This window comes from Symmachiella macrocystis (assembly GCF_007860075.1).
GTDB lineage: Bacteria > Planctomycetota > Planctomycetia > Planctomycetales > Planctomycetaceae > Symmachiella > Symmachiella macrocystis.
The window spans coordinates 41,620-56,248 of record NZ_SJPP01000004.1 but is presented as its reverse complement, the minus strand read 5'-3'; the positions used below and the strand labels follow the sequence as shown (position 1 = coordinate 56,248).

Annotated in this window: 9 protein-coding genes; 3 read left to right on the top strand and 6 right to left on the bottom strand. The window is 53.9% G+C overall.

The features are described 5' to 3' along the window. Positions 1-8: 8 nt before the first annotated feature. From CA54_RS27650 to CA54_RS27640, 3 genes are all read left to right on the top strand, one after another. Positions 9-977, top strand: coding sequence for an AAA family ATPase (locus CA54_RS27650; protein WP_146374404.1), 969 nt, complete (start codon positions 9-11; stop codon positions 975-977). 36 nt (positions 978-1,013) lie between these two features. After that, on the top strand, positions 1,014-1,508 hold the full coding sequence (locus CA54_RS27645) for an EF-hand domain-containing protein (protein ID WP_197532906.1): 495 nt from the start codon (positions 1,014-1,016) through the stop codon (positions 1,506-1,508). 135 nt (positions 1,509-1,643) lie between these two features. Then, entirely contained in the window at positions 1,644-2,837 is a 1,194-nt protein-coding gene (locus tag CA54_RS27640; RefSeq protein ID WP_146374260.1) for a PEP-CTERM sorting domain-containing protein, read from the top strand. Positions 2,838-3,112: 275 nt separating this feature from the next. Here the strand turns inward: CA54_RS27640 and CA54_RS27635 are convergent, their stop codons facing one another. From CA54_RS27635 to CA54_RS27615, 6 genes are all read right to left on the bottom strand, one after another. Further along, positions 3,113-5,608 carry an SUMF1/EgtB/PvdO family nonheme iron enzyme gene (locus CA54_RS27635; RefSeq protein WP_146374259.1) on the bottom strand — a complete coding sequence of 832 codons (2,496 nt, stop codon included), beginning with the start codon at positions 5,606-5,608 and terminating at the stop codon, positions 3,113-3,115. Positions 5,609-5,671: 63 nt separating this feature from the next. Next, a complete protein-coding gene (locus tag CA54_RS27630; RefSeq protein ID WP_146374258.1) occupies positions 5,672-7,522 on the bottom strand; it encodes a retropepsin-like aspartic protease family protein in 1,851 nt (616 codons plus the stop codon). A 24-nt stretch (positions 7,523-7,546) separates the two neighbouring features. Further along, complete coding sequence (locus CA54_RS30290; RefSeq protein WP_390817715.1) at positions 7,547-7,645, bottom strand: H-X9-DG-CTERM domain-containing protein; 99 nt, start codon at positions 7,643-7,645, stop codon at positions 7,547-7,549. Next, positions 7,642-8,250 carry a hypothetical protein gene (locus CA54_RS27625; protein ID WP_146374257.1) on the bottom strand — a complete coding sequence of 203 codons (609 nt, stop codon included), beginning with the start codon at positions 8,248-8,250 and terminating at the stop codon, positions 7,642-7,644. The genes CA54_RS30290 and CA54_RS27625 overlap by 4 nt, the downstream gene beginning before the upstream one ends. Before the next feature lie 109 nt (positions 8,251-8,359). Then, on the bottom strand, positions 8,360-9,652 hold the full coding sequence (locus CA54_RS27620; RefSeq protein WP_146374256.1) for a PEP-CTERM sorting domain-containing protein: 1,293 nt from the start codon (positions 9,650-9,652) through the stop codon (positions 8,360-8,362). Between the two features lie 325 nt (positions 9,653-9,977). Continuing rightward, positions 9,978-14,609: an FG-GAP-like repeat-containing protein gene (locus tag CA54_RS27615; RefSeq protein WP_197532905.1), complete on the bottom strand. Its 4,632-nt coding sequence runs from the start codon at positions 14,607-14,609 to the stop codon at positions 9,978-9,980. Positions 14,610-14,629: the final 20 nt, after the last annotated feature.

Sequence of the window (14,629 nt, the reverse complement as noted above, 5' to 3'; positions counted from 1 at the left end):
TAGAAACAATGGATTCAAGAAATCAAGCGGACCAGAGCACAGAAGGCCACTGCCAATATCAATCAACCATCGATGGTCTACGGTTGTCACTCAACGAAGCGTTGATCGGCAAGTCAGATATCGTGGAACTCGTGCTCGCCTGCGTACTGTCGCGGGGGCACATTTTGTTCGACGATCTTCCCGGGCTGGGAAAAACGACTTTAGCGAAAGCGGTTGCCAGGGTCGTGGGAGGCAAGTTTGCCCGCGTGCAATGTACTCCCGACTTGCTCCCAGGTGATATCACCGGGTTTAACATTTTCAATCAGAAGTCGCGCAGTTTCGAGTTTCGCGAAGGGCCTATCTTCTCCGATGTGCTGCTGGCCGACGAAATCAATCGAGCCACACCCCGTACACAAAGCGCGCTCTTTGAAGCGATGGCCGAGCGGCAAGTGACGATCGATAATCAAACCTACCCGTTGAGCAAGTCGTTCATTGTCATCGCCACCCAGAATCCGGTTGAGAGCCACGGAGCATTTCCACTTCCGGAAGCTCAACTCGACCGCTTCTCCATGAAATTGCGCATCGGTTATCCCGATCCGAGCAGCGAGCTTTCGATGCTAGCGGCGCATGTCGGCCCACAAGAACAAAACCCCACAGCCTCGAAAGCGATCATCGATCCGGCTCAGCTACAAATGCTGCAGCAGCACGTCGCAGGAGTTAGTGTGGACGTGAACGTCCAAAAGTATCTTGTTGAACTTGCCACTGCCACGCGAAACCATCGCGACGTCACACTCGGATTGAGCCCGCGGGGATTACTCACTTGGCAGAGAGCCGCGCAAGCGTGGGCGCACCTTCAACGCCGGGATTTCGTGGTTCCTGATGACATTCAACATGTCGCCGGCCCAATTCTGGAGGTCCGACTGGCGGTCGACATTGATTCCGGTCCGAAAATTGTCAAAGAAATCCTCGAATCGGTTCCGGTACCGGTACTCAATTGAAGCTAACAACGAGCATCTCTTGGTCTGCAGGGGTTAATGCGCCGAGAGAGCCGCTTTCGGCCGGTCAAGTGCGTGTGGCAAGCGTCGCAGCGGTATAGCAATAGCTTTGAACAGCCCGAGAAAACCGTGAATTTGAAGGGGCTCATTCAGGATGGAACGGAGTTTCCACTCGCTGCTGGTTCTGTTCGCGAGACTCGCAAACTGGCAACTGTGGTTTGCCGGTCGCGGCTCGGCGGGGTGACCATCAGTGCGGGACTTGCTCTATCGTCAGCAGCTTTGGAGTCGGCGATCCTCAAAATATTGGATCATCACAACAATCAGATGGTCAGCACCGCGGAATGGTTCCTTGCAATGGATCGGAATCGGGATGGGGACATTTCGAGCCGCAAATTTATCGGAGACAGCATGGCATTTCAACGGCTTGATCGTGATGGTGACCGTTTGATTTCCCTCGATGACTATTTAAAGATCTATTTGAAAAAGTTCAAACAGGGTTGCAACCGCACCGCTTACCACACACGGTCGAACTAAAACCGACCACCGTGGAAAGTTTTTACTTGCTTAACGGAGACAACACGTGCTAGCTTGGCGATATTCGCGAACATTTCTCTCGTAACCGGTGGGGGCACGGTACTGCACCGGGTACTTTTCTGGAGGATCTGAGTAATGCGGAAAACTACTGCGGGTTTGTTGATGGCATTCGTGGTCGGCGCCTCCAGCTGGCTGGGCTTCCCCCAGCAGGCGAATGCCGCCATCATTAGCGCACGAGGGGGAACTGTGACACTCGACGGCCAGACTGGCCTCGAATGGCTGGACATGACCGCCTCGACAGGGTTCGGCTTCCAGGAGATCCAGTCCGAGTTGTTGCCCGGTGGGCAGTTCGAAGGCTTTCGACTGGCGACGCGCGCCGAGGTTCGCACGTTCTGGGAGAACGCTGGCGCCACGAACATCGCGAACAGCGGCAACTCGTCGATCAACTATCAGCCGGGGAATTATTCAGCGATCAATGCGCTTCAGTCCCTAATGGGCGCGCCCGACAATGGGTTCAACGTTGGAATCGACTCGATCATGACCTATGGCTTGTCGGCGGACATTATCGCTGTACTGGGCAACGACCGCGTTGCGATGCCTGGCATGGGCATCGACACGGCCGGGACGCTGGGGTATGCGACGCTCGCCCAGTACGCCAACCCACTGGATGCTAGCGGCAGCTCGACATTCGGCTCCTGGTTGGTGCGCGACACCGATCTGCCACTGGTTATTTCGATCGGTGACGGTTCACGGTCGCTGGACTTGGTGACGGGCAATGTATGGCTCGACATGCCCCTGTCCACTGGGCTCGGCTTCCAGGAAATCCAGTCCGAACTGCTACCCGGTGGGCAGTTCGAGGGCTTTCGGCTGGCGACGCGCGATGAGGTGCGGGAGCTATGGGAGAGTGCGGGCTTCGTCGATATTGCAGCGAGCGGCAACAGCTCCACCAACTACACGACCGCCAACTTTTCGGGAGCCTCGTATTTGCAAGGCTTGATGGGCGCGCCCGATGCTGGGTTCAATGTTGGAATCGACTCGATTATGACTTATGGCTTGTCGGCGGACATTATCGATGTACTGGGAAACGACCGCGTTGCAATGCCTGGCATGGGTGTCGACACGGCCGGGACGCTGGGGTATGCGACGCTCGCCCAGTATGCCAACCCACTGGATGCTAGCGGCAGCTCGACATTCGGCTCCTGGCTCGTAAGCGACACACCGATCTCGGGCGTCGTACACGCTGTCCCTGAGCCTTCGTCACTTGTGTTGTTCGCAGTCGGTGTGATCGGACTTGGCACCTTCGCTGGACGCGCCCGACGCTGCCGCTAATTACTGGGCAAACGTACTCGTGTGACATTGCGCGACGGCGCCCTATCCAAATGTTTCGGCCCAGAGAGTTTTACCCAGGACGGCCTCGCGTACCAAACCCATCGACGCTCTGGGGGACACTAAACGGGAGCGAAAATGAAGCTCACGTCGTGGCCTAGCGTATTCCATGTGAGTGTACCAGTTGAGCACTACGAATACCGCAATCTGCGATAGCGATGAGCACTTCCGCGGGTTGTTGTGCTCACATTTTCTGTCCGGATTTCAAACTGCGTTAGTCATGGTTTAGAGGCGGTTCCCAAATTCTCCAATAATTTAGCCGCTTCAGCAGCCGCACTTGTATTTGGAAACTCCTCCACGATTTCCAACAACCACTTCTTGTATACCTCAGACTTCTGACGGGACTCAAACTTTTTGGCCAATTGAAGTTTTTTTGCAGCTTTCTTTTGTGCGGCCGGATTCGGCTGTGGTTGCAAGTTCCGTTCTATTGGCTCAATTATATTGAGACCTTTTCCTTGCTTCCCATCGAGCAAGGCCTTCACGAACGATTCCAGTTCAAGTCGCGACTGATAGCCGGTAACTCGCATTCGCACCTTTCCATTACGATCCACAAACAACCGTGTCGGGTATTCACTAGAACCAGGGATCTGGCTGCGCACTTCATCATTCCCGTCCCCAATCAGACAAATATAGTTGATCTGCGATTTGTCAAGAAATTCTGCGACCGAACTCTGGCTTTTATCCGGAGGCATGCGTTCATAGCTGATTCCTATGATCTCAAAGTCTTTTTGTTCATAGTCTTGTTTTAGGCCGATCAGGTGCGGCACGACATCACGACAGTCCGGGCACCACGTTCCCCAAAATTCGACAATGACGACTTTACCGTGTTGGTCGTCGAGGTTGACCTTATTACCGTCCAAATCTGTTAATTGAAAGTCAAATTCGAACCCTTCAAATTTCTTAATATGTTCGTAGGCGCCTTGTTCCTGATGTGTCAGAGCTTCCTGATAGATTTGCTTATCAAAAGCCGGGAACCCAGGACTGGATCTCAAAGCCTGACGAATTGTTTCACTAGCAATCGGCTCAATCGCGGCATATGCAGCGCCGAATAACAATTTGAGTCTGGTTCGCATCTGTTTGGAATCGCCGTTTATTGCAGAAACTCGTGCGAGCCAGAATAACGTCGGTCGCAGGGTCATTCGTTCGGACTCAGACAAGGTCTCGAACGATGCCACGATCTTGTCTATGGCTTGACCTGCCAGGGCAGTATGCTCTGCAGCCCTTTCCGCGTTGCCAGTGTCTTCGAGCGATTCAGCCCACCGTTGTTCAAGCTCAGCGAGCCGGAGGACGACTTCCCGCTGGTGCGGGAATAGTTTCAAGTACCGTTCAACACGTTGCACAGCACCTTGAAGATCGCCGCTCTGCTCCAACTCATTGGATTTCTGCAACAACTCTTCAAGACTGGGTGCATCCTTATTTCCGACACCGAAAATCGGTTTTCGGAAGGCAATCGGAACGGGGCAGACAACACGAAATCCAATGTAATTGCAATGGAATGCGCGATTCTTATCTGCTCGTAAGTGCGGACGGTAATTTCGGTGTGCAGATCTCGAAGTGGTCGCTCCAAAGCACCACGCTCCACCTCGACAGGCGTAGACTCGAATGTCGTGAGTTGGACCTTGGGGGTCACTTTCAGTCGCATAACGGTAATACGATGCGTCGTATTGGTCGTGACACCACTCAGATACATTACCGTCCATGTCGTATAGCCCGAACGGGTTTGGCGCATAGGAGCCGACCTTCACCGTCCTCTGTAAATAAGGCCCAACAGCGCCACCCCCGTAGGGGTACTTTCCGTTAATATTCGCTTCGGTGGAGGATAACGAATCTCCTGAACTGAATGGTTGGCTTTCTTGTCCACTCCGACACGCGCGCTCCCATTCCGCTTCCGTCGGAAGGCGATAGATACGTTCTGCGGCACGCTCGTCCGGGCGAAGAGACAGCTTGGAACAGAATTCCATAGCCTCCGCACGCGAAACCCACTCTACGGGAAATTGTGCGGTGTCTTGTGTCTTTATTTTCTCTCGGCCTTTTCCTTGTAAGGAGAAGTAACTCGGACTCCGATTCATAACCGTACGGTATTCTTCTTGCGTGACCTCAAAAACCCCCATGTAATACGGTTCGCTCAGCGCGACTTTATGCAAGAGTTCGTCCTCATCGCGGCCACTCTCCATTATGGGTGACCCCATTTGAAAATCACCGGCAGGGACGAGTGTCAGTTGCATGCCAATTGAGTTTGTAATCCGTTCTGGTGGGCTCGGGGGGATCGTGGGGGGTGAGACCAAAACTTTGCTGGGCAATGGTAAGTCGACGTCGGGCTTTTCGACATTACTAGCGACATCTCCTGATCTGGGGGGAGTATCGTTTTCGGCGTCGTTATTAACTTTGGGGCTTAGCGACGGGGCGCCGGAAGGAGAGGGTAGGCTGCCATTTGTATCCGCGGCAGTCAAGTCTTTCTCGTGCCCAACACGAAACACCGCTAACGCGATGAGCAAGCAAGCCATGATTGCCGATCCAACGATTAGAACGTGCCACCGATTCATGCGTGCTAATAGAGACAAGCGGCGTGTTGACGGCGAGGAATCCACATCAGAACCATCGGTCGTGAGCGTCGCGAATTGCTGACAGCTCTGGCAACGAATCCGCTTGCCGGCCAGATCGTCTGAAAAGATGTGAATATTCTCACAATGAGGACAGCAGAAGGAAATGGCCATGGCACGCAACCCCTATTCTTGTCCGCCCGAGTTTAATAATAGATTCTCCACACGCAGCCACCGTCACTTGTTCTTGATCATTTTGCGAGATTCGATGTTGATGCTAATCAGTTTCAACTCATTTGCAGCGGGGTCGATTTTGAATTGAAAGTTGCGCAGAAAACTCATCCCCAGCAAGGTTGGAGCACTCGGTGCTTCGGGACCAATGATAACAGCGTCTACATTCTGTACCGTGAATTTCCCAACGCGCATTGTTGGGATCGTCACAGCTGTCCCTTTGATTGTTTCACCATTGGCAATCTGGAGCAAAATCTTCGCATCCGAATCTTTCGATTCCACTCCGGCGGCGATCGCCACTTTGTGCGGTAGACAAACCAGACTCGCGCCGGAATCAAGCACCATTGGAATCGTTTTGTCGCCGTTCAACGTCACATCGACATACAGACTATTGCCCCGTCCCTGTCGAATCGGAATGACCGCGGACAACACCGCGGTCGCCATGGTCTTGAGTTGTGCCAAATGTTGTTCGAGTTGAGTGGATCGCTGGAATGTAAATTTCTGGTCATCGTTAAGATTGCGGTTGAATGCAGCTAGAGAACGCTGTACTTCTGGGTCATCAACGAGCTGTCGATATTTTTCATCAATTCGCTCGGCTAAGCGTTGCATCTGCAAAATATTCTCGATGTAAGTCCCACGTGCTTGGCCTTCTTTTACGCGGGCTGCCTCCAGGTCCGCGTTGAGTTTCATCTTGTCCTTCAGTTCAATGTCGCGCTTGCCGCTTATGCTGTTCATTTCGGCGACAATCTTGTTGTTTCCCAGCACATTGTTCGGACCGAGCTTTGTCATCCGCGCATTCAATTTCATCATCTGGCCAGTAAGCCGGGCGACTGTTTTATCGACACCGCCGATCTTCCCTTGGATGCTCTTTTGGGCTTTCTGTGCTTTGCTGATGTCATTTCCCAGTTCCTCGATTGCTTTCATCGAAGTCTTGATTTCGAGTTCCTCGCGCAGCACTAACTGATTTTCGATAATTATTAAGTCACGTTCCGCCAAGACGTCCTGAGGGGTGAGCTCGATCTTCGGGCCAACGTTTTTGAAACGGGATGGGTATTTCATACTGGATATTGTTGCAGGCGTCCCGGGAATGGGCCCCTTGAGCGAATCGTCCGATTCGCTCAAGCTCGCATCGCCGGGTTGCGTCTCACCCGGTTCAGGTTTGTGAGCGACGTCGGTTGGGAGCGTATCGTTTTGAGCAACCGATGTCGAATTGGGAACCACTGGCTCAACTGGCAGCTTTTCCAACGCGCCAGGTGAAGAGTCATCTTCGACAGATCCCCGTGGACCTAGCTGTGAATTAGGAGGTCTTTTGGGTGGATCCGTGCCAGGTGGCGAATTTTCGGTAACGGAAACGGCCACGTTCTCGTACGCGGACTGCCAAACAATCACCGCGACGCTGATGGCGAGAATTCCTAATGCGGCAACGGCGATTGTCGCCAGGAGTTGCTCGGGCAGCCAACGGGGCTTATTAAAATCGTCACTGCTCATATTCAGAATGAACCGCTCCGCTGATTCGGAACGCATTTTATCTGAATCGCCGCTCAGTTTCGCGCGAAGCTTTTCGTCGTAGCGTGCCTTGTCCTCCACGTTAAGCAGTGTCTGACGCACATGGCCGATCTGCTTCAGCAATTTCTTGGCGGCACGATCGTTTCCGCTGTCAAGATGACCTTCAACTAGGCTAACGCAACGTTTCGCCGCTTGCTCAATTTTGGCAAGATCGGATTCCAGCGGCGGAAGGTCGAGTAGCCGATAAAAGTTGGGGGGCTGCTCGCTTTCGGGGACTCCCAACCACAGTTCATAGGCATTGGGTTCGTGACTTTGCCCCTGGAGACGATTCTGTGCGTTACCCGCTCCCATCACAATTCCCCCTATGAGCCAGCATTAAGGCGACCCATCACAAAACAGAAAAAACGCGCCGCCCGTATGAAAGCTGCGGAAATAAGGGGCCCAATGCGGCCCCCCTTGCCAACTGAGCGTCAGTCGTCGGCCAATTTAATAAATCCATCAAAGTCGTAGCGGAACGGCGCGTTCAAATTCCCATCCGAATCGGGAAACACATCGGCCAAACTGGTTTCGGTCCTGACAAACACCCATCCTCGAGCGTCTTCGAACAACCCGGTGCCACTGACAATTCTGAAGCCTGAGCGGCTGATCAAAGTACCTGCCTCGCCGTCATTCGGATCGAGCGTGAAGACGCCCGTGTACTTGAACCACACTTCGCCGGCACGGGTTTCCATAATGTGGATTTTTTGTCCCGAACCGTCTGGATTGGCAGCGGTTCGATACGGATAAAACACCAGATCGCCACGTGCGATGCCTGCAGTGCGGCTTTGGGCAGCTCCAAAATGGCGGTCCCATCCGTCACCGACCAATTCACCGTCCAGGCGGAACTCGTTGCCCGTCGGAGTACCGTCATACGTCGCCAATCCATCCCCATCGCCGATGATTGTCGGGTGTTCAGCGGGATCACCGACACCCAAGTTAGCCGGCACAAATACGCCTTCGCCACCAGTGTGGAAACTCAACCAATCACCGGCCTGAACCGATTCATTCGAGCACGCGAGCAACACCATGAGTCCCGTCATTGTGACTGCTGCAGAAAGTCGGTTTCGTGAATGCTTCGCCATCTCAGATACTCTGGATGTTTAGGGTGAAATTAGAAAGAAATCTACGTTCGACTCTTTCTTTAGGGAATTAGGAGAGCGACTTCCCAACGCACGTTGAGTCATGCTGCTTGCGTCGCCAGCCGTAAACGACCAAGGCAAGGCTGCCGAGACCGAGTAGAGCAAAGGTGCTGGGTTCGGGGACAGGAGCGATATAGAGTGTATCTGTCACGGTAACAGTGACGAACGGGTTGTTCGTGTAAGTACCGAGGTTGTAATTGCTCAAATTGGCACCAGAAACCGTCAGAACGAACTCCCCACTTGTCGGAAAGGAAGCGGTTGAATCTAAGAGCGTGTTGAAAATGAACAAGTCATCATTATTTGAAACACCACCGTCGTAGTCGGGACCGACGCCCCATCCGGATGGATCGCTGCTCACTCCACCAATAGCATCGCCAAACCCCCGACTGGTTCCAAAGGAGTAGGCAGCCCCGAATGGGTCGCCGATATCGTCAAAATAGAGTTCCTTCACGGCGCTCCCCCAAGGGGCGGTCGCGACAACATCACCGGTCATCGGGTCCATGGCATCCCAGGCATAACTCCCGAAGTCGTCTGCCGGGATGCCATTCAAGGAATCCCATTTCACGGTCCAGACAATGTCGTTCGAATCTGCGCTGGGTTGGATAGTCACGTCAAAATGTGCGGCAGAAATAACCGACGATGCGACGTTGTCGAACTCTGCGAGGAGAGGTTCATCAAAGAAATCCGCACTGGCCGCAACTCCAGAGACTCCATTTGCAAAGGCACTGTCTGATGCAGAAACCGTTTTCAAAAGCGTCCCGCCTGGTTGGTCATAAACGCGTCCTGTCAAAGTTGATCCAAACACATCAAATTCAAGGTAAAATGAGTCGCTCTCTCCGATACTTTCGATGACCAGATCGTTGGTCACAGCACTCGGATCAATTCTGGAGAGGATTACGGTGCCCTGCAAATCACCTGTGGCGTCATTTCGGTAGTCTAAGGTCAAAGCATAAGCCGAAAGTACGCTCGGATTGGCCCGCGCTATTAATGTGTGATCGGAGTTAACATTGGTCAGGTCGCCAGGGTTTACAATGCCCGAGACACGCACGTTAGAAAACGTTTCGTTGACATACCCGAAGCCAAACGCCGATCCACCACTAAAAACCGGCGCCGGGTCTTCAATCCGAAGGACATTGCCGACCGTACTGGCGGAAAATGTCGAGGATGCGGGGCTATTGCCGAAGTACCACGTCTGATCCAAGCCACCGTCAAACGTGTCGATCCAATTGGCACGTGTAGGTGAACAGGCTAAGACCAGACTCAAGAGACAGATGCCGCTAATACCAATTCTCTTTGTTGTCATTTCCACGCTCCTCGAAGTCTAGGACAAACACGGCACTGTGAAGACTGACATCACGAGTCGCCGACAAAGCGCGTTCAGGCTGACAAGGGAGGAAATGGGTACACCAGTTTCCCCTACTAAAGAGAACGAAATTGCGCGTCGCTTCCAGGCATGTTTTAGCATCGCGGAGGCCGATTTAAGCATGAATCCAGCTATGCGCTGGCACTGCAACAACCTGTCCAGAAACGCGTTGCGATATTTACTAGAAATCGGTGCAAATCTCGATTTCAAGGCGAACACACCGCGTGGGCTTTGCGCGCGAGTCGCTGTGGCAAGCGTGGCGACGTCAATCAACCTTCAACGGGGCTTTCGTCTGGTTGATCCAGATCGTATTGGCCGGTGAGGGGGGGGCGCCGTTCGCGACAACGGCATCTAAATCGCCGTCACCATCCACGTCCCCCAGCGCGACGCCGCTTGAATAGCGGTGCCCCAACTTTTGCACGTATTGAAATCCGCCGCGACCATCGCCCCGCCACACGTCGTTCGCCGGTGGTCCGTGAGCAGCGCCGTTGGCAATGAACGCATCCAGGTGACCATCTCCGTCCAGATCTGCCAATGCGATAGATTCGCTTTGTACGGGGTCACCTAAGATCAGTGTGGCTTGGAAACGGCCAAGGCCGTTTCCAAGCCACACTGCGCTCCGATAGGGAGTTGCATTGACCACAATGGCGTCGAGGTAGGAGTCATCATTTAGGTCCCCGAGTGCGACCCCCTGACTCAGCGCACCTCCGAAGTGGGTCGCTTGATGCAGTAACCCGAACGTCCCATTCCCCTGTCCCATGCGTACCTTATTAAGATTATGATGGGCAACGAACAAATCCCAATAGCCATCATCATTCAGGTCACCGAAGGCAATCTGTGAAGTGGAACCGTGAAAGCCCAACTGGGTTTGGAGTTTGAAGCCACCTATCCCATCTCCTCTCCAAATCACCGAATCACCATTGATATTGGCCACGGCTGCATCCAAGTGGCCGTCTTGATTCAAATCCCCGAGCGTGATGCGTTTGCTCATGCCATTTCCGAGATCCTGTTGCCCTGCGCTGAACGTTCCGTCTCCACGCCCGAGCCAGACGGTATTTGGTTCGCCCCCAGATGCGACCGTAACGTAGGAGTTCGCGAAGTATAGATCCAAATGGCGGTCGTTGTTGAAATCACCAACAGCCACACTCCAACTCGGAGCAGTCGGGTCGCCAACATTAAGAGGCGGCTCGAAAAATGTCCCGTTACCCTTGCCTAACCAGATTTGGCTGCCCGGTTCATCCGTTGTGACGAACAATGCATCGAGGTGACCATCCTCATTAAAATCGCCTAACGCCACGTCCGCGTAATTGGTATCCCCGCTGCCGAGCGTCTGGGGGCCTTGCATGAAAATCGGTCGACCGGTCGCAATTCTGGGGGCAATTGGAACGTCTGACGTTGGCAACTCAGGTGCCCCGCCGCGCAACTTGAGTACATAAATACGGCCATCGAGCAACCGGCAAGCGATGATTTCGCCATTGGGGCTATAGTCAATTTGCGAGATTCCAGTCGGTAACTCCCCGAACTGCAATGTCTTTTGCCCGCTGATGCGGTCACCTGCGATACGCCAGGCGATGAGTGTTCCAGCCGCATCCCCACTAAGCAGCGTTCGACCATCTGGGGAAAATTCCAAAGCGTTTACACTGTGTCGATGGTCGGTCAATTCAAAAGGGGAGTCCTCTGTCTGTACGTTCCACAATCGCACGTGGCGATCACCGCCTGCACTGGCGAGAATGCGGCCATCAGGGCTGATCGCCATTGCATTGATTCCCTCGTGGTGCGCCTTCACAATCATTCTCTCACGACTTCGACTCGCAACATCCCAGAAGATAATGTTGTTATCGAAGGTGACAACCAGCTGTTGTCCGTCCGGCGTGAACACGGCGTGGTGTCCGTCAATCACCGCTTCAAAAGGCAGCTCTTCCAGCGAATTCACATCAACAACAACTGTTTCGCTTGAGCCCAATTGTATGGCCAGTTTTGAGCCATCGGGAGCAAAGACGCACTGCCCTAAAACTGGTTCGGTGTCCCAATGCGTGTGATGAATTTCGTGTCTGCTGTTCAGATCATACAGGCTTAGGTTGCCCTGCGCGTCGCCCGCGGCAATCCGTTGGCTATCGGGAGAGACGGCGATAGAACGAAAGTTCTTTTTTGTTGCCGAAATGGTCTCAGTCGTCCGCAACTCAGCTACGTCGTTTCGGAAGACGCCTTCCCTACACGTGATCAGCTCCTTCCCGTTGGGTAAAAAGGCGCTGCCGTTCGCAAATTCACCGGCACCAGAAATGGTTTGCCAGACCGACTTTTTCGTGGGAAACCACCATTTAATCGCGCCGTCTGATCCGGCCGACGCTAGGTGAAGGCCGTCCGGCGCATATCGCAGGCAATACGCGCGATCTTGCCCATGTGCTGAAAACTGTCTCTCGGCGGTCATTTCGACAATCTCATTCGGCTTTTCCCTTGGCAAAGTCCAAGAGTAAATGTTGCCGCCTCGGTCCGAACTCGCCAAGTGTCGGTTGTCGGAAGAAAAAGCCACGCTTTGGACACCGTCGTGATGTTTTCCCACAAAGGCCAATTCACCTGAGTCCGCGTCATGAACTTGCAATAGACCGTCGCGACCGCCGGACGCCAGCCAGCGTCGGTCATTGGAAAAGCCGATGCATGACAGCTTTGTGTTCTCGGCCTGCCGCACGATGCGAAGCTCTTTAAACGTATCCAGATCCCAGAGCCGAACTGTCCCGTCACGACCAGCAGACGCGAGACGTCGGCCGTCGTGTGAGACGGAAATTGCGCCGGCTGCTTCCGCATGGCCCTCTAACGAGCCTACGACCGCACCCGTTGCGACGTCCCAAACGCGAATAATAGGATCGATTCCCGATGTAATCAGTCGGTTTCCGTCGAGCGAAAACTCGACCTCGTAAGCTTCATCCGCATGCGCTTGTATCGTCCGCACATGCCGTCGTTGTTGCCAGTCCCAAAGGCGGACCGTCCCATCGTCCCCGGATGACGCCAATAGCGTCCCATCAGGCGAAAAGGCCACCCCGTTGACTTCGCCCTGTTCTGTCGCAAAGCGGACGACTTCGGTCAAAGTAACCGTGTCGTATATGTACACGGTAGCCTCTTCGCCGCCGACGGCCACCCAACGTCCGGCTGCCGAAAACGCCAGCGTATAGACTGCCGCTTCAAATTGGGCAATCGTGGTCTCCAGGCCAGACGCTTGTAATTGCAAATAATGCCATTCCGGACCGCGGCGGTCGGGTTGTCCTTCGCGGGGGACGTAGCGATTCAGTATCGTCATCACCTGCTGAGGGTCACTCTCCCGCCAAGCCTCCTCCGCAAGTTGCATGCCGGCCGCATAGAGGGTTTCCTCCAATTCATTTTGCTTTTCTCGATTTTCGATCACCGCCTCGGACAAAGCCGCATTCACCGCCTCAAGTTTTTGGTTGCTGTCCCTCAGTTTTTTGTTAAAAGTGCCCAGACTTTGATTATGCACAGCTAACCCTGCCAGCAGGCTGGTGATTGCCACAAGAGCCGTGCAGATCGCCGCCGCCCACGGCTTGTTTCGCTTCACCCATTTGACCGTGCGGTTCCAGGCAGAAGGTCGTGAGGCCTCGATGGTCATGCCGTCTAAAAACCGCCGCAAGTCGTCCGCCAAATGCTGCGCTGTTTTGTAACGCATTGCTGCGTCTTTGGAGATCGCCTTGAGCACGATCGTTTCCAAGTCCAAAGGAACAGATCGGTTGATCTTCCGCGGCGGGAGCGGTTCATCATGAGCGATATTTGCGACGAGTGCTTCGCGCTGCGAATCACTAAAGAGGGGGACGCCTGTTAACAGTTCGTATAATGTCGCCCCCAGCGAATAGATGTCGCTGCGATGATCAACAAGCCCCCGTTTGCCGAGTGCCTGTTCTGGGCTGGAATAGCGCAGCGTTCCCAAGACGTCGCCAGTGGCGGTCATATCTGCACCCGCCTCAAGCCGGGCCAATCCGAAATCGGTCACCCACAAACTCCCGGTTTTTTCCAACATCAGATTGGACGGTTTCACATCGCGGTGAAGAACGCCCTCTTCATGGGCGGCATTCAGTGCCTCGGCCGCTTGAATGCCGATTTTCCCCACCCAGCGCATGTAGTCCTGCTCTGTAGCAACATCATCCGCAGAGAAGTCAGCCAGTATCTTTGGATTTGGTCTGCTAGAGCAACTCGACTCTGGAGAAACACTCTCCGCCGGGCCGTTTGGTATTTTGGAAATGAAATCGACGCTGTTTCCCTCGTCGCTCGTCTCAATAGCGGCACATTTGGTGGTCGCGTGCGGATCAATATCCAACCCGCCACTAAAAACGTTTCGAAGGACTTTCCGCAGATCAAATCCGTCCACAAGCCGCATGGCAAAATAATGAACGCCCCGGTCGCTCCCCACCGAATAAACAGGAATGATACTGGGATGGTTTAAGAGTGCCGCTGCTTGAGCTTCATTCTCGAAGCGGACCAACTGGCGGGGATCGAGCGTGCCGGCAAAAGTCATCGTCTTCAACGCAACCCGGCGGCCTAGCGAAAGCTGTACCGCCTCATAGACAACCCCCATCCCGCCGCGACCCAATTCTCGCACAATCCTAAAATCACCCAGCGTCACTTGCTCAGTGACCAGATCGACTATCTCGTCGGCACCTAGGTCCGATTCAAATACAGCGGCGGCGGGGCCCAACATTTCACGGATGGCAGTGAACACCGGATCAGGGACATCGCCGATTGTCTCCAATCGTTTCTGACATGCCTCGCATTGATCCACATGGGCTTCCAACTGGTCAAACACAGCCCCGGGCACATCGCCAATCAAAAGTGATCTGAGTTCCGAGAGCGAAGGACATGTCTCTTCCTGTGGAGAAAGTTGCGGTTGATCAAGCATGCGAATGTCTCTTGAACGAT

Coding starts and splice junctions, on each gene's coding strand:
- CA54_RS27640 (WP_146374260.1), top strand. CDS start 1,644: ATGCGGAAAACTACTGCGGGTTTGTTGATGGCATTCGTGGTCGGCGCC.
- CA54_RS27645 (WP_197532906.1), top strand. CDS start 1,014: ATGCGCCGAGAGAGCCGCTTTCGGCCGGTCAAGTGCGTGTGGCAAGCG.
- CA54_RS27635 (WP_146374259.1), bottom strand. CDS start 5,608: ATGGCCATTTCCTTCTGCTGTCCTCATTGTGAGAATATTCACATCTTT.
- CA54_RS27625 (WP_146374257.1), bottom strand. CDS start 8,250: ATGACGGGACTCATGGTGTTGCTCGCGTGCTCGAATGAATCGGTTCAG.
- CA54_RS27630 (WP_146374258.1), bottom strand. CDS start 7,522: ATGGGAGCGGGTAACGCACAGAATCGTCTCCAGGGGCAAAGTCACGAA.
- CA54_RS27615 (WP_197532905.1), bottom strand. CDS start 14,609: ATGCTTGATCAACCGCAACTTTCTCCACAGGAAGAGACATGTCCTTCG.
- CA54_RS27650 (WP_146374404.1), top strand. CDS start 9: ATGGATTCAAGAAATCAAGCGGACCAGAGCACAGAAGGCCACTGCCAA.
- CA54_RS27620 (WP_146374256.1), bottom strand. CDS start 9,652: ATGACAACAAAGAGAATTGGTATTAGCGGCATCTGTCTCTTGAGTCTG.